Origin of the sequence: Iodidimonas sp. SYSU 1G8, assembly GCF_039655775.1 — a bacterium.
In the GTDB taxonomy this organism is placed as follows: domain Bacteria; phylum Pseudomonadota; class Alphaproteobacteria; order SMXS01; family SMXS01; genus RI-34.
Genome location: NZ_JBBYXJ010000002.1, coordinates 1,041,415 through 1,057,842, shown reverse-complemented (window position 1 = coordinate 1,057,842; position 16,428 = coordinate 1,041,415). Strand labels below are relative to the sequence as shown.

Genomic DNA, 16,428 nt, shown 5'->3' with positions numbered 1-16,428 from the left:
GCTCAGCGTTGCCGGGTGATCGGTGGGTTGTCGTGGGGATCCTTCATGAATCGCCGCAGCACCCGGTGAAAATTGGAGATCGCGCGCTCCTGTACCGGATTGGTCCGCTCGCCCTTGAAGCCGCGCGAGTGATAGCCTTTCTGGACCTCGGGAATGTTGGCGAAGTCCTGTTCGTAGATCAGCCCCCAGTCACCGTCGCGCCAGTCGGTGAAGAACTGGCGCTCGAGCGTCGGCTCCTTGCCCGGCGCATAACGCACCAGCGACCAGACGTCGAAGATGCAGCTTTCCGGGTCGCGCCCGTTGGGCCGCATCCGATACCACAACACGCCGTCGATCAGGCCATGCAGGAAGATGGTGTTGGGAAACACGTGCCAGTCCAGACCCGAGCGCTCGATGTATTCGGGCGTCAGGTCGGCCGGCCAGCCGGCACCGTCCTCCATGGCGGCCTCGACCTGGAACTCGACCCATTTGGCCAGGGTGTCGAGCGGCGGCGTCTCGGGCGGCACTTCATCGCGCACGCGCATGGCGGCGGCATAGTTGCGCTCGGACAGCATCGCCTTGAGCGCGACATTGTAGTGCTCGGCGAAGGCGACGATGTGGTCCTTCATCGGCGGCTCGGGACGCGGCGGCAGACGCGGCGAGCGGCTGAACGGCATGGCGCCGTCGGCCTCGAACCACATCTGAGCGTGCCGGCCGAACTCGCCGCTGCGGGAATAATCGTTGGTGAATTCCAGCAGCTGGGGATGGGCCTGCTGCACGTGATAGAACTCGTTGAAGAAACCGAGCACGGTCTTCCAGTTAGCCGGCATCACCACGGTCTTGTACCAGCGATACCGCAGTTTCTCGAACTCGAACTTCTCGCAATACCCGGTCATGGGCGCGAGAAAATCCATCAGCGGTTCAGCGCGGGCATCCATGTTGATGAAGACGAAGCCGCCCCAATGATCGCAGCGCACCTCGGACAGCCGGATATCGTCCGGATCGAGGCAGTTTCCCCAGTCCGCCTTGTCGATCACCTTGATGTTGCGGCCGTCCAGCCCGTAACGCCAACCGTGAAACGGACACACGATCTGCCGCGTGTTGCCGCATCCCGACAGCAAGCGCCGGGCCCGGTGCGGGCAGACGTTGTGATAGGCCCTGATCCGGTCCTGGGCCGTGCGGATGACGATGATGGAGTCGTCGACGATGTCGTAGGTGACATAGTCGCCGACCTCGGGAATCTCCTCCAGCCTGCACGCGACCTGCCAGACGAACGGCCACAGCCGGTCAGCCTCGAGCTCGGCGAAGTCCCTAGCGAAATAGGCCTCCTTGGGAACGAAATCATCGCGGACTTCATCGGCGGCATAGCGCGCGGCGCCGTCGCTCATGAGCGTTCTCCAGTCAGGCCGGTCATCACATCAGGGACAAACTAGAGACCAACAGGGGCCGCGATCTTGATATGCCGCGACAATTTTGGCTTATCCAGCGACAGAAATCCGACGGGGCGAGCGACCTCGCCGCTGGTCGAGGCGACGGAGCACGGGGATTGAAGAAGCAGGGGGCGGGCATGCCGGCGATACGGGGTATCCGGCGTCTGCCTTGAGCTTACGCTCAGCGACAAACTGAGTGGTGGGCCCGGCAGGACTCGAACCTGCAACCAGACCGTTATGAGCGGCCGGCTCTAACCATTGAGCTACAGGCCCCCGGAGCGCGAGGACGGCTTCTGATAGCATTATTGGCGCGCTTGCCAAAGACCCTGCGAACAGGACGTGAAAAAGGCCGGGCGCGCGTGGCGCGCCCGGCCTTTCCGGTGAGGCGTGTCAATAGCGCCAGGTGAACTGGAACTCGATGGTCCGGCCCACGATGGGCGTGCCGTAGCGGTCGGCGACGAAGCCGTTGGCAAAGCCCGTATTGCCGCCGGTGCCGGGCGTGTCGCCGGCCGACAGCAGCGCGTATTTGTTGGTCAGGTTCTTGCCGATGACGGCGAATTCCCAGTTGCCGCCTTCATTGCCGAAGCGGACCGAGGCATCGAGCGTCGCATAGCTGCCCTGGACGTCGTACGGATTGTTGAAGCCGCCAAGCCGGTGCTTGGTCTTGAACTTGACGTTGGTCGAGAGGCCGATCAGGAAGCCGTCGCCGACCGGGGTTTCGTAATCCACGCCGAATGATCCCGCCCATTTCGGCGCCAGCGCCCGCTGCTGGCCGCCCAGCTGCTGCTTCGGGACCTCGCCGGGGCTGATCGGCAGGTCGCAGCCTTCCGACGGCTTCTGGCCGGCGTAGCACGGAGCGATGAAGTCCGTGTATTTGGCGATGTTGTAAGCCAGCGACCCGGTCAGGGTCAGGCCCGTCATGGCCGGCGGCGTCCAGGTGAACTGCAGCTCGGCGCCGTCGGTCTTCGCCCCGCCCGCGTTTTCGGTGATGAACGCGAAGGTTGGCGAGTTGAAGAAGTCGATCTGGAGGTCCTTGAACTTGTAGTGATAGGCCTCGAACTCCAGGTTCAGGGTGCCATCCAGCAGCGCCGCCTTCACGCCGCCCTCGAACCCCTTCACATGTTCCGGCGCGAAGACGAAATCGGGCAGCGAGGTCGACGGGTCGTTATTCACGATGGTGAGCGTGCTGTGGATGGCGCTGTTGGAGAAGCCGCCGGACTTGAAGCCTTCCTTGTAGGCCACGTAGAGCGTCAAATTGTCGGTCGGCTCCCAGCGCAGCGTGGCCTCGGGCGACGCGTCATTGAACGTCTGGTCCGCCTCCAGCATATAGCCCTGGTAGAAAATGCCGGTGAAGAACGGATTCACATAGGGCTGAATGAAATAGGAATCCTTGGTTTCGTGCAGGTAGCGCAGGCCGCCGGTCAGCTGCAACCGGTCCGTGATATCCCAGATCAGCTCGCCATAGACCGAAATCGTCTCCCCATCGGTCTCGGAAAACTTGTCGTAGGCCACGAAACGGCGCGTCGGGTCGGTGACCGCGGAATTCTCGGCGCCGGAGAAGATCACGTCCTGGTTAAAGAACCGGTGCGTATCCTGATAATAGACGCCGAGGACCGCATTCAGCGGGAAGTCGAACTTGGTGACCGCGCGGACTTCCGTCGAAAAGTTCTGGAACGTGCTGTGCTCGCCCGCGAAGGTCGAGGTCGCGCCGCCGCCATCGAAATCACCCACCCAGTTGGTGCGCTGCCGGTGATAATTGACCACCGCCGTGACATCGACCGGGTCGAGGTCGAAATCGAATTTGCCGGTCACCGCCCATGACCGGTACTCCTCGCCCAGCTGGTTGCCGAACCAGCTGAGCAGCGGATCGGTCGCGGCGATATCCGGCGGAATGGGATTCTGGGCGCCGCGCCAATCGGGCACGCATTCCGCGTCCAGATTGGGTACCGGCATGTTGAAACCGGGATTGTTGGGGTCGGCCACGCTGGCGTGAGGCTGCCCGTTCAGCGCCGGACAGGCGAACAGTTCGGTGCCCTGGGTGGTCGAGATCCGGTAGTCCGCGAACGAGCCCTTGAGCGTGTAAGTGAAGCGATCGCTGGGCGTGCCCTTCATGGTGAGGCGCGCATAGATCGATTCCTCGGCCGGGAACCGGTCCTCCGTCGGCCCGTCATTGGGATGGACGGTCTGCTGGAATGTCGCCGCGTCGGTGGTGGTATAGGTCGTCGGGCCCGCGTTGTTCTCGATGTAGCCGCCGAACATCTTCGTGCCCCGCACCGCGAGGCGGACGCCGAACTTATCGGTGATCGGCACCGAGATCATCGCCTCGCCCGCGAGACGCTCCTGCTCCAGCTCATAACCGATCCGGGCCATCGATTCGAATTCCGAGCCGGGGTCGTTGGTTTCAATGGACAGCACGCCGGCCGTGGCGTTCTTGCCGAAGTACAGCGCCTGCGGTCCCTTCAGGATCGCCACCTGCCGCACGTCGAACAGGCCCTCGTCGATCACGCGGCCCTGCGGGTAGTAGACGCCATCCAGAATGACGGCGACCGATTGTTCGATACCGATACTGGTGGAGTTCGACTGGATACCGCGGATCGAGATGCTCGCCCCGCTGCCCGATCCTCCCCGCACGATGGTCAGCTGCGGCGCGATGGCGGCGATGTCTTCCAAGCTCTTGACCGCGAATTTCTCCATCTGCTCTTCGCCCACCGCCGTAATGGCGACCGGAATGTCGCGCACGGATTCTTCCTGGCCGCGGGCCTGGACGACCACTTGTTCGATCTGTGCGAGGGCGGGTGACAGCGCGGCCGACGTCAACAAAAGGGCCGGCGGAACGGTAGCGAACAGCACCCGGTTCAAGGTGGACACGGCGCGCCGGGCAGCCTGGTGGCGGTTCATGGCATTCCTCCCCAGAAATGAGCCAAAGTCGGTCGTGAAAATGAAACCGATAAAAAAACCTTACACCTGTTATGTAACGAGGCCACCAGCAAAAATGGGACGAACACCAGGAGTCGCCGGTCGGCATCAGGCCCTTACTGAATGGTAACACCTTCCGTTGCGCCCCGTGATCCAAGGCGCTAGCTTTCGGCAACAAGGCGAGTGTCGGACACGCCGGCGCAACAAGGGAGACACCACATGAAGCGTATCAAGCTGGGCCTGATGATCGGCTATTCGGGGCCGCAGATGAACCTGCCCATGGACAAGATCAAGCTGGCCGAGGAATTGGGATATGATTCCGTCTGGACCGCCGAAGCCTATGGCTCGGACGCGGTGACGCCGCTGGCCTACATCGCCGCGAACACGAAGCGCATTCGCCTGGGCACCGCGATCATGCAGATGGCCGGCCGCTCGCCGACCATGGCCGCCATGCAGGCCGCGACCGTGGACGCGCTGGCCGGCGGCAACCGTTTCATCGCCGGCATCGGCATGTCCGGCCCGCAGATCGTCGAAGGCTGGTACGGCCGTCCGTGGGGCAAGCCCTATCACTGGATGAAGGATTACATCACCATCATGCGCAAGGTATTCGCGCGTGAGGAGCCCGTCACCCATGACGGCCAGCAGCTGACGCTGCCGTTGCCGGCCGACTATCCGGGCGCGATGGGTATCGGCAAGCCGCTGAAGTCGATTCTGCACACCAATCCGAATATCCCGATCTGGACGGGATCGGGCACCGAGACCATGGTCAAGCTGACGGCGCAGCTCGCCGACGGATGGCTGCCGCTGGGCTGGACTCCGCGCGGCATGGAGCTATATGGCGACTGGCTGAAGGAAGGCTTCGCCAAGGCCGGCAATGGCAAGAGCTTCGACAATTTCGAAATCCAGGCCGGTCTGGGCGTGAACATCACCGACGACGTGAAGGCCGGTCTCGACGCCCTGAAACCCGTGATCGCCCTTTATGCCGGCGGCATGGGCCACAAGGACAAGAACTTCCACAAGGACCGCATGATCAAGTTCGGCTATGGCGAGGCCGCCGACCGGATTCAGGAACTGTACCTGGCGGGCCGTAAGGAAGAAGCGGCTGCCGCCGTGCCGGACGAGTATGTCGACGAGCAGAACCTGGTCGGTCCGGAGAAGCGTATCCGGCAGAACTGGGCGGCGTGGGCCGATTCCGGCGCCACCGGCATCTCCATCTCCACCCGCCAGACCGAGGCGCTGCACCTGATGGCCGACATCGCCGGCACCAAAGAGCAGGTTGCCGCAGAATAGCATCGCGTGGCGGAGGGCATCGCCGATGCTTTCCGCCATCTCCCTTGAAGACGGGATAAAGGCAGCGTAAGGAACGAGGCGTGATCGACATACGCCCCATCCTTCAGGTCATCGGCATCCTGCTCAGCATTCTCGCTGTGACCATGCTGATTCCCGCCGTCGTCGATCTCGCCTATGGCCATCAGGAGAGCTATGGCTTCGCGGGGTCCGCGGCGATCACCGGCTTCGCCGGCGCGCTGATCTGGATCAGCAACCGTGGATATCACCGGGCAGAGCTGGGCGTGCGTCAGGCCTTCCTGCTGACCGTGCTCACCTGGATCGCGGTCAGCGCCTTCGCATCGCTGCCCATGATGTTCGGCCATTCGCGGCTGAGTTACGCGGATGCCTTCTTCGAAACCATGTCGGGCCTGACCACCACCGGCGCCACGGTCATCGTCGGCCTCGATTCCATGCCGCCAGGACTGTTGCTCTGGCGAGCCCTGCTGCATGCCATGGGCGGTGTCGGCATCATCATCGTGGCTCTCGCCCTGCTGCCGGTACTGCGCGTCGGCGGCATGCAGCTTTTCCGCACGGAATCATCCGACAAGAGCCAGAAGCTGCTGCCGAGCACGGGTGAACTCGCCATCGCCATCACCAAGGTCTACCTGGCGCTCTCGTCCCTTTGCGCGCTGGCGTATCTGATGGGCGGCATGAGTCTGCTCGATGCGATCTGCCATGCGCTCTCGACGGTCTCGACGGGCGGTTTTGCCAACTCGGATTCCTCGTTCGCGGTCTTCGACAGCCTGTATCTGGAGATCGTCGCCATCATATTCATGTTGGCCGGCGCGCTGCCGTTCACCGTTTACATCGCCATCACCAGCCGCAAATTCACCCGCAAGGCGCTCCCGGGACTATTCGACGACCAGATCCGTTATTTCCTGCTGCTCTGCGCCGTCGCCTCCCTGGCAATGACGACCTGGGTTTTCGCGACGACGGAGACGCCGCTGCCGCTGGCGCTGCGACAGGCGACTTTCAACGTGATTTCGGTCATCACCACGACCGGCTTCGTCTCGATCGATTACATGCAATGGGGCGCGGGCGCGACGATGGTGTTCTTCGCGCTGTATTTCACGGGAGGGTGTACGGGCTCCACCACCGGATCGGTGAAGATCTTCCGCTATCAGGTGCTGATCCAGGCGATCAGGCGCATTTTGTTCCGGATGATCACGCCGCACGGCGTGATGAACCTGAAGTTGAATCAGATACCGGTCAGCGAGGATACGCTGGCCTCGGTGATGGGATTCATGTTCCTGTTCATGGTGACGATCTTCCTCATCGGCCTCGGCCTGACCATGACGGGTCTGGATTTCGTCACCGCCATGTCCAGCGCCGCTACGGCCGTATCCAATGTCGGTCCAGGCCTGGGCGACATCGCCGGCCCTGTCGGAAACTTCTCGAGCTTCTCCGATACGGCCAAGCTGCTGATGAGCGTCGGCATGTTGCTGGGGCGCCTCGAGCTGTTCACCGTGCTCGTCCTGATGACGCCCCGCTTCTGGCGGGTCTGACGCCCGCTCAGGTGTCCAGGAAACTGCGGAGCTTGCGGCTGCGGCTCGGGTGCTTCAGCTTGCGCAGGGCCTTGGCCTCGATCTGGCGAATACGCTCGCGGGTGACCGAGAACTGTTGACCAACCTCTTCGAGGGTGTGATCGGTGTTCATGCCGATGCCGAAGCGCATGCGCAGCACGCGCTCCTCGCGCGGCGTCAGCGAGGCAAGAACCCGCGTCGTCGTCGAGCGCAGATTGTCCTGAATGGCCGCGTCCAGCGGCTGGATGGCGTTCTTGTCCTCGATGAAGTCGCCCAGATGGCTGTCTTCCTCGTCGCCGATCGGCGTCTCGAGGCTGATCGGCTCCTTGGCGATTTTCAGCACCTTGCGCACCTTTTCGAGCGGCATGGACAGCTTTTCCGCCAATTCTTCCGGCGTCGGCTCGCGACCGATCTCGTGCAGCATCTGGCGCGAGGTGCGGACCAGCTTGTTGATCGTCTCGATCATGTGCACCGGAATACGGATGGTGCGCGCCTGATCGGCGATCGAACGGGTGATCGCCTGCCGGATCCACCAGGTGGCGTAGGTCGAGAACTTGTAGCCGCGCCGATACTCGAATTTATCCACCGCCTTCATCAGGCCGATATTGCCTTCCTGGATCAGGTCGAGGAACTGCAGGCCGCGGTTGGTGTATTTCTTGGCGATGGAGATCACGAGGCGCAGATTGGCTTCGACCATCTCCTTTTTCGCCTGGCGTGCTTCCTTCTCGCCCTTCTGCACGGTCTGGACGACCCGGCGGTATTCGCCGATGGGCAGGCCGCTGATCTGGCTGATTTCGCCGATTTCCTGTCGGATCGCCTCGACACGGGTGGCCTCGCGTTCGGCGAAGGCCTTCCAACCCTTGCCCGGCAATTTCGCCACGTTCTGCAGCCAGTCCGGATCCAGTTCATGGCCGCGGTACTGGTCCAGGAACTCGGTGCGGTTCACCTTGTTGCTCTCGGCGAGGCGGAGCAACTGGCCCTGAAGGCCCAGCAGACGGCGATTGTAGTTGTAGAGTTCCTCGACGAGCGTCTCGACGCGGGTGTTGTTCAGATGAACGATGTTGACGAGGGCGATGATCTCGTCCTTCAGCGCGCGGTACTTCTTTTCCTGCGCGGCCGAGAACGACCCTTGGCCGAACTGGGCGTCGAGACGGGCCTGCTGCAGCTTCTCCAGCTTTTTGTAGGTCGCCGAAATAAGCTCGAATTTCTCGATGACTTCCGGCTTCAGCCGCTCTTCCATCACGGACAGCGACACGGCCGCCTCGTCTGGATTTTCCTCTTCTTCCTCGCCGCTCACGCCGGGCGGCGGCGCGGCGCTTTCCTCGTCTTCCTCTTCCTCCTCGGCGCTCGCCTCGGTTTCAGGAACTTCGTCTTCGCCACCCAGTTCGGCGGGAAGGCCGCCATTGCCCGGGCCGGCGCCATAAGTGGCGTCCAGATCGATGATGTCGCGCAGCAGCAGCTGCTGGTTGATCAGCTGGTCATGCCATTCGGTAATGGCGGCAAAGGTCAGCGGGCTTTCGCACAGGCCGTCGATCATGGCGTTGCGGCCGGCCTCGATGCGCTTGGCGATGGCGATTTCGCCCTGGCGGGACAGCAATTCCACGCTGCCCATTTCGCGCAGATACATCCGCACCGGATCGTCCGTTCGGTCGACCTCGGTTTCCTTGGTTCGGGCCGTCGGCTCGCCATCATCGTCGGCGGGCACCACCTCGTCGACTTCCTCGACGTCGTCGGCGGCCTCCTCGTTCTCGATAACGTTGATACCCATCTCGGACATCATGGCCATGATGTCTTCGATCTGCTCCGAGGAGAGCTGATCCTGCGGCAGCACCCGATTCAGTTCGTCATAAGTGACGTAGCCGCGTTCCTTCGCGGCGGCGATCATCTTCTTGACGGCCTCGGCGGACGAATCGACGAGCGGGCTGTCGCCCAGTTCCTCTGACTCGTCGCGGTCCTTAACCGATTCGGATGCGTCCTTTGCCATGAACGTTCTGCTCCTCTGCGACAGGCGCTTGCCGAACGTGTTGCGCGGCCGCGCTGTCTGAATTCGTGTCCAAGTAGGCCCTTTCAGTACGCGATCAAGCGCCCAAAGGGTTCATCTAATTCCGCTCCCGGCGAGACCTGCCCCGCCGTCCTTGCTTCTACCGCTCCACCCCAGCCAAACGTTCGACGAGCGACTCGATCTGCGCGCGAAGGTCGCGCGCCCTGCGAGTCGCCCGTTCAGCCTCGTCAATGTCGTCGGACAGTGCATCCACTTCGGCCGCTTCCAGTTCCGTGTGCAGCAACTGCAACTGGCTTGCCTGCATGAGCGACAGCAAGCCCTGTTCGGCGGAGTCGGCTGTAGCATCGGGCTTAGCGAACAGATCGCCCACCAACCCTTTATCCCCCTCCAAACGTTGCACGGCCCTTCCGAAACCTTCCTGGTACAGGTGGTTCCGGACGGTTGAACTTTCAAGTTTGTCATCAGACTGATGGCAGCTTGCGGCAATTCGTATGATCGCGGCACGCAGCTTGTCAAGCTCGTCGCTGTCCAGGTCGACCGCCATGAACTCTTCCTGATAGCGGTCCAGAAGTTCCGGGTGATTGAGGACAGTCATCAGAATCAGCCGTTCGCGGCGGTGATTGGTAAACCCGGCGCCCTGAGCCAACGGCGTCCGCAGCAATTCCCGGCTGACGGGAATGGGCGCGTCGTAACGCCCCCGCCCCTTGCCTGGCGGCCGGCGCGCCCCGTCGCGGAACCGGTTCGATGGGCCGAAATCCTGCTTGGGCTGCCAGAGGGACCGCATTCGAGCATCGAATTCCTCTTTGTAAAAGCCCCGCACATCCGGATCGGCGATCTCGCTCAAACGCTCCCGCAGCCGCGCCTTGAAGCCGGCCCGGCGCTCGGGCGTATCGGTCGGCAGACGCGCCAGTTCCACGTCCCACAGCACATCGATCAGCGGCCGGGCGGCGTCCAGCATCTCGCGCATCGCGCCGACACCCTGGTTCCGGATCAGCGTATCCGGATCCTCGCCCTTCGGCAGCGCCACGAACCGGAGTGACTGCCCCGCCTTCAGCAACGGCAGCGCGCGCACCATGGCCCGTTCGGCGGCGCGCAGGCCCGCCGCGTCGCCATCGAAACAGAAGATGGGCTCAGGCGCCATGCGCCACAAGAGAGCAAGCTGGTCCTCGGTGACGGCCGTACCGAGCGGCGCCACCGCTTCCTTCAGTCCGGCTTGTGCCATCGCGATGACGTCCATGTAGCCTTCGGCGACAATGACGCGGTCGGCGGCGCGCGCGGCGGCACGAGCCATGGTCATGTTGTAAAGCAGCCGGCCCTTGTGAAAGAGCACCGTCTCGGGCGAGTTGAGGTATTTGGCCGGCGCGTCGCCCAGAGCACGGCCGCCAAAACCGACGATCCGTCCCTGGGCGTCGGCGATGGGAAACATCACCCGGTGGCGGAAACGGTCGAAACTGGCGCCGCCATCCTCGGGCTTGATCAGCATGCCCGTGTCGATCAGCTGTGCCTCGGTCAGCTTGCGCGCCAGCAAGGCGTCCTTGAGCTGGGTCCGTGACTCGGGCGCGTACCCCAGCCGGAAGGCCTTGACCGCGTCGGCGTTCAGTCCCCGCCGCGCGAGATACTCGCGCGCCTCGCGGCCCGCGGCGCCCGCCAACTGGCTCTGGAACCAGGACGCCGCCGCGTCCATCACCTGGTGCAGGGTCTTGCGCTGGTCGTCCTGCGCGCGGTCCTGCTCCGAATGCGCCGGCAATGCCAGGCCAGCCTCGCTGGCCAGTCGCTCCACCGCCTCGGGAAACCCCAGCCCCTCCGTCTCCATGACGAACTTCACTACATCGCCATGCGCGCCGCAGCCGAAGCAATGATAAAAGCCTTTGTCGTCATTGACCGTGAAGGACGGCGTCTTCTCATTATGGAACGGGCATAGCCCGCCATGCTCGCGCCCCTTGCGCACGAGCTTGACCTTGCGGCCGACCACATCGGTCAGCCGGGTCCTCAGCCGCAGTTCGTCGAGAAACTCGGGAGAAAAACGCATCCCGTCAGTCTAACGCGCCCGGCTCCGCCGCGAAACGGCGGAGCGTTGGGCGACCGGGCCGCGCATCCGGATCAGGAGAGCCGCTGCTTGGCCGCGGCGGAGGCCTTGCCGAAATCCATGGTGCCAGGATAACGCTCGCGCAACGTCGCCATGACCCGTCCCATGTCCTTGACACCGGCGGCGCCCAGATCGGCCACGACCGCGTCGACGGCGGCGACGATCTCGGCCTCGCTCATCTGCTTGGGCAGGAAGTCCTCGATGATCGCGATTTCCTCGCGTTCCTGCTCGGCGAGCTCCAGACGGCCACCCTGTTCGAAGGTTTCAATGGACTCGCGGCGCTGGCGGACCATCTTCTGCAGCAATTGCAGGATTTCCTCGTCACCCACCAGATCACGGCTGCCGTTTTCACGACCCGCGATGTCCCGATCCTTGATGGCGGCGAGAATCAGGCGCAGGGTCGTCGTGCGGCGCTTTTCCTGGGCGCGCATGGCGTTCTTGAGCGCCTCGGAAAGTTGATCGCGGAGCATGTGTCACCTCGTTCGCTTGCCGACGCCGTGAATTTGGCCTCTGGACGCCGGGACCTGCGGACTCTATAGCAAAGGCAATCGGATGGCAAACCGGCTCGGAAGATCTAAACCTTTGATACTAAAGGATTTTTTAGGACCGCGTTTCGCTTGACCCATCCGGCCGCAACGCTTATGTTCCCGCAAATTTGCGCGCTGCCCGCCACGCTGCCGCCCGCGCAGGCCCAGCCCGGAGACCACGATGCCTGAAAACGTCATTCTACCAGACGCGCCGCCCCATCGCGGGATCACGGCGGCTCTGGTCCTTCATGATGGCACTGTCTATTGGGGCTACGGCGCGGGCGCGACCGGCAGCGCCGTCGGCGAGGTCTGCTTCAATACCGCCATGACCGGATATCAGGAAATCCTGACCGACCCGTCCTACGCGGCGCAGATCGTCACCTTCACCTTCCCCCATGTGGGCAATGTCGGCGCCAATTTCGAGGATGTGGAGGCGCAGAACGCCGCCGCGCGAGGTCTGGTGCTGCGCGAGCGTATCACCGAGCCGTCCAGCTTCCGCGCGGTCAGCCATCTGAATGACTGGCTCGCCAGCCACAATCTCATCGCGATCACGGGCGTCGACACGCGCCGGCTGACCCGACGCATTCGTCTCGGCGGCGCGCCCAACGGGGTGATCTGCCACGCACCGGACGGCAATTTCGACATCCGCGCCCTGTACGAGCAGGCGAGGGCATGGCCCGGCCTGGAAGGCATGGACCTGGCCAAGGATGTCAGCTGCACGCAGACCTACAGCTGGGACCAGACCCGCTGGTCCCTGGAGGGCGGCTATGGCCGGCAGGAAGCGCCCGTGGCGCATATCGTCGCCGTCGATTACGGCCTGAAGCATAATATCGCCCGCTCGCTGGCGACCGAGGGCGCGCGGGTGACCGTCGTCCCGGCCACCGCGACCGCCGAAGAGATCATGGCGCATAAGCCTGATGGCATCTTCCTGTCCAATGGCCCCGGCGACCCCGCTGCCACCGGCGAGTACGCCGTCCCGGTGATCAAGGACCTGATCGACACCGGGCTGCCGATATTCGGTATCTGTCTCGGGCACCAGATGCTCGCGCTCGCCATGGGCGGCACGACGCTGAAAATGCACCAGGGGCATCGCGGGGCTAATCACCCGGTCAAGGATCTGCGTACCGGCAAGGTCGAGATCACGTCCATGAACCACGGCTTTACCGTGGATGCGGGCAGCCTGCCCGCCAGCGTCGACATCACCCATGTCTCGCTGTTCGATGGCACCGTCTGCGGGCTCGCCGTCAAGGACAAGCCGATCTTCTCCGTACAGCATCATCCCGAGGCGTCGCCGGGCCCGCAGGATAGCCACTACCTCTTCACCCGGTTCATGGACATGGTGGCCAAGCGTGCCTAAGCGGACAGACATCAAGAGCATTCTCGTCATCGGCGCCGGCCCGATCATCATCGGTCAGGCTTGCGAGTTCGACTATTCGGGCACCCAGGCCTGCCGGGCGCTCAAGGAAGAGGGTTACCGGATCATTCTGGTGAACTCGAACCCGGCGACGATCATGACCGATCCGGAAGTGGCCGACGCCACCTATATCGAGCCGATCACGCCCGACATGGTGCGCAAGATCATCATCGCCGAGCGTCCGGACGCGCTGCTGCCGACAATGGGCGGCCAGACCGCCCTGAACACGGCGCTGGCATTGGACGAGAACGGCACGCTGGAGGAATTCGGCGTCCAGCTGATCGGTGCGTCGAAGGAAGCCATCGCCAAGGCCGAGGACCGCCTGCTGTTCCGCGAGGCCATGGAGAAGATCGGACTGAGTTGTCCGGCCAGCCGCATGGTCTCGACGTTCGCGGAAGCGCTGGATGCCCTCCCCGTCGTCGGCCTGCCCGCCATCATCCGCCCCAGCTTCACCATGGGCGGCACGGGCGGTGGCATCGCCTACAATCGCGAGGAATTCGAGACCATCGTCCGCCAGGGCCTGGACGCATCACCGGTCACCCAGGTGCTGATCGAGGAATCGGTGCTCGGCTGGAAGGAATTCGAGATGGAGGTAGTCCGCGACAAGGCGGACAACTGCATCATCGTCTGCTCCATCGAGAACATCGATCCGATGGGCGTGCACACCGGCGATTCCATCACCGTCGCGCCGGCGCTGACCTTGACGGACAAGGAATACCAGATCATGCGCGACGCCTCGCTGGCGGTGCTGCGCGAGATCGGCGTGGAAACCGGCGGATCGAACGTGCAATTCGCGGTCAACCCGAAGGACGGCCGCATGATCGTCATCGAGATGAACCCGCGCGTCTCCCGGTCCTCGGCCCTGGCCTCCAAGGCCACGGGCTTCCCCATCGCCAAGGTCGCCGCCCGCCTTGCCGTCGGCTATACGCTCGACGAACTGACCAACGACATCACCGGCGTGACGCCCGCGTCGTTCGAGCCGACCATCGACTATGTCGTCACCAAGGTGCCGCGCTTCGCCTTCGAGAAATTCCCGAACAGCGAGCCGAGCCTGACCACGGCGATGAAGTCGGTTGGCGAATCCATGGCCATCGGCCGCTCCTTCGCCGAGAGCCTGCAGAAGGCGCTGTATTCGCTGGAGACCGGCCTGACCGGTCTCGACGAGATCGAGATACCGGGTTACGACCCCGACGATGACGGCAAGGATGCCGTGTTCGCCGCCATCGCAAGACCGACGCCGGAACGGATTCTCTATATCGCCCAGGCCTTCCGCGAAGGCCTGACACTCGCGCAGATCAACGAGACCACCCATTACGAACCGTGGTTCCTGGCCCAGATCGAAGAGATCGTGCGCGCCGAGAACCAGCTGCGCGAAAGCCGGCTGCCCGCCGATCCCCAGGAACTGGCCTATTACAAGTCCATGGGCTTTTCCGATGCGCGCATCGCCAAGCTGTGCGGCATCGAGGCCGAGGACGTCTATGAACAGCGACAGGAGCTCGGTGTTCATCCCTGCTTCCGCCGCATCGACACCTGCGGTGCCGAGTTCGAGGCGCGCACGCCCTATATGTACTCGTCCTACGAGGTCGGGTTCGACGGTGGCGAATGCGAGTCCAATCCCAGCGACCGCGAAAAGGTCATCGTGCTGGGCGGCGGACCGAACCGGATCGGCCAGGGGATCGAGTTCGATTATTGCTGCGTGCACGCCATGTATGCGCTGGCCGAAGCCGGCTACGAGACGATCATGGTCAACTGCAATCCGGAGACCGTGTCGACCGATTACGACACCTCGGACCGGCTGTACTTCGAGCCGCTGAGCGAAGAGCATGTGCTCGAACTGATCCGGAAGGAGCAGTCACGCGGCACGCTGAAGGGCGTGATCGTGCAGTTCGGCGGCCAGACCCCGTTGAAGCTGGCGAGCGCGCTGGAGACCGCGGGCGTGCCGATCCTGGGCACCTCGCCCGACGCGATCGACCTCGCCGAAGACCGCCAGCGTTTCCAGGCCCTGCTGCAGGAACTTGGCCTGAAGCAGCCCGACAACGGCACCGCGACCTCGCTCGACGAGGCCAAGGACATCGCTGCCCGTATCGGCTATCCGGTGGTGATCCGCCCGTCCTACGTTCTCGGCGGCCGCGGCATGCAGATCGTCGGCGACGCGCAGGGCCTCGAGCGCTACATGACGGAAGCCGTCCGGGTCTCCGGCGACAGCCCGGTGCTCATCGACTATTACCTGCGCAATGCCATCGAGGTCGATGTGGACGCCATCGCCGATGGCGAGACGGTCTTTGTCGCCGGCATCATGGAGCATATCGAGGAAGCCGGCGTGCATTCGGGCGACAGCGCCTGTTCGCTGCCGCCCTACTCCCTGCCCGCCCACGTCATCGAGGACATCAAGCGACAGACCGAGGCGCTGGCCAAGGGACTCAACGTCGTCGGCCTGATGAACGTGCAGTTCGCCGTGCAGGGCGAAACCATCTACATCCTGGAAGTGAACCCGCGCGCCAGCCGTACGGTACCGTTCGTCGCCAAGGCCATCGGCATTCCGCTGGCGAAGATCGCGGCGCGGGTGATGGCCGGCGAAAAGCTGGCCAGCTTCAGCCTGCTGGAACACCGCATCCAGCACGTCGCGGTCAAGGAAGCCGTCTTCCCCTTCGCGCGCTTCCCCGGCGTCGACACGCTGCTTGGGCCGGAGATGCGCTCGACCGGCGAAGTCATGGGACTGGACTGGACGTTTGGCAAGGCGTTTGCCAAGTCCCAACTGGCCAGCGGCACCAATCTGCCATTGAAGGGCACCGTTTTCATTTCCGTCAAGGATGCCGACAAGAACAGCATCATCGGTCCCTGCCGCACCCTTATCGACATGGGCTTCAAGCTGATCGCCACCAAGGGGACCGCGACCTTCCTGAAGGATCAGGGGCTGCCTGTCAGCCGCGTGAACAAGGTACTGGAAGGCCGCCCGCACATCGTCGACGAAATCAAGAACGGCGATGTCCAACTGGTCATCAATACCACCGAAGGCGCGCAGGCCATCGAGGACAGCTTTTCCATCCGCCGGACGGCACTGACGGAAAAGGTGCCGTATTACACGACGCTGGCCGGTGCAATCGCCGCTGTGCTGGCGATCGAAAGCCTGGCGTCCGGCAGCCTTGAAGTCGCGAGCCTGCAATCCTATTCTAAGTAGTCTTGAAGGCAGTCAGCCGGTCGGTCGATCCCGCCCGGGCTGCC

9 protein-coding genes and 1 tRNA gene are annotated in these 16,428 nt (G+C 63.4%); 4 read left to right on the top strand and 6 right to left on the bottom strand.

Going from position 1 to position 16,428, the window contains the following annotated elements:
- Window positions 1-2 precede the first annotated feature (2 nt).
- From WJU17_RS16190 to WJU17_RS16180, 3 genes are all read right to left on the bottom strand, one after another.
- Window positions 3-1,367 (bottom strand): aromatic ring-hydroxylating dioxygenase subunit alpha, encoded by a 1,365-nt coding sequence (locus WJU17_RS16190; RefSeq protein WP_346328428.1) that lies wholly within the window; start codon window positions 1,365-1,367, stop codon window positions 3-5.
- Between the two features lie 239 nt (window positions 1,368-1,606).
- Window positions 1,607-1,682: transfer RNA gene (locus tag WJU17_RS16185), tRNA-Ile, on the bottom strand.
- Window positions 1,683-1,799: 117 nt separating this feature from the next.
- Window positions 1,800-4,307, bottom strand: a complete 2,508-nt coding sequence (locus WJU17_RS16180; RefSeq protein ID WP_346328427.1) for a TonB-dependent receptor — start codon at window positions 4,305-4,307, stop codon at window positions 1,800-1,802.
- A 237-nt stretch (window positions 4,308-4,544) separates the two neighbouring features.
- On the opposite strand from WJU17_RS16180, the gene WJU17_RS16175 reads away from it, so the two are divergent.
- Window positions 4,545-5,615, top strand: coding sequence for an LLM class F420-dependent oxidoreductase (locus tag WJU17_RS16175; protein WP_346328426.1), 1,071 nt, complete (start codon window positions 4,545-4,547; stop codon window positions 5,613-5,615).
- 80 nt (window positions 5,616-5,695) lie between these two features.
- Entirely contained in the window at window positions 5,696-7,159 is a 1,464-nt protein-coding gene (locus WJU17_RS16170) for a TrkH family potassium uptake protein (protein ID WP_346328425.1), read from the top strand.
- 7 nt (window positions 7,160-7,166) lie between these two features.
- On the opposite strand, the gene rpoD is transcribed toward WJU17_RS16170, so the two are convergent.
- The 3 genes from rpoD to WJU17_RS16155 all read right to left on the bottom strand — a co-directional run bounded on the left by rpoD (window position 7,167) and on the right by WJU17_RS16155 (window position 11,735).
- Complete coding sequence (rpoD, locus tag WJU17_RS16165; RefSeq protein ID WP_346328424.1) at window positions 7,167-9,161, bottom strand: RNA polymerase sigma factor RpoD; 1,995 nt, start codon at window positions 9,159-9,161, stop codon at window positions 7,167-7,169.
- Between the two features lie 157 nt (window positions 9,162-9,318).
- Window positions 9,319-11,208 (bottom strand): DNA primase, encoded by a 1,890-nt coding sequence (gene dnaG, locus WJU17_RS16160; protein WP_346328423.1) that lies wholly within the window; start codon window positions 11,206-11,208, stop codon window positions 9,319-9,321.
- A 71-nt stretch (window positions 11,209-11,279) separates the two neighbouring features.
- Window positions 11,280-11,735, bottom strand: coding sequence for a GatB/YqeY domain-containing protein (locus tag WJU17_RS16155; RefSeq protein ID WP_346328422.1), 456 nt, complete (start codon window positions 11,733-11,735; stop codon window positions 11,280-11,282).
- A 238-nt stretch (window positions 11,736-11,973) separates the two neighbouring features.
- Between WJU17_RS16155 and carA the strand changes: the two genes are divergently transcribed.
- Window positions 11,974-13,149, top strand: coding sequence for a glutamine-hydrolyzing carbamoyl-phosphate synthase small subunit (gene carA / locus WJU17_RS16150; RefSeq protein ID WP_346328421.1), 1,176 nt, complete (start codon window positions 11,974-11,976; stop codon window positions 13,147-13,149).
- Window positions 13,142-16,384 carry a carbamoyl-phosphate synthase large subunit gene (gene carB / locus WJU17_RS16145; RefSeq protein WP_346328420.1) on the top strand — a complete coding sequence of 1,081 codons (3,243 nt, stop codon included), beginning with the start codon at window positions 13,142-13,144 and terminating at the stop codon, window positions 16,382-16,384. Before carA ends, carB begins: the two co-directional genes overlap by 8 nt.
- The last annotated feature ends 44 nt before the right edge of the window (window positions 16,385-16,428 follow it).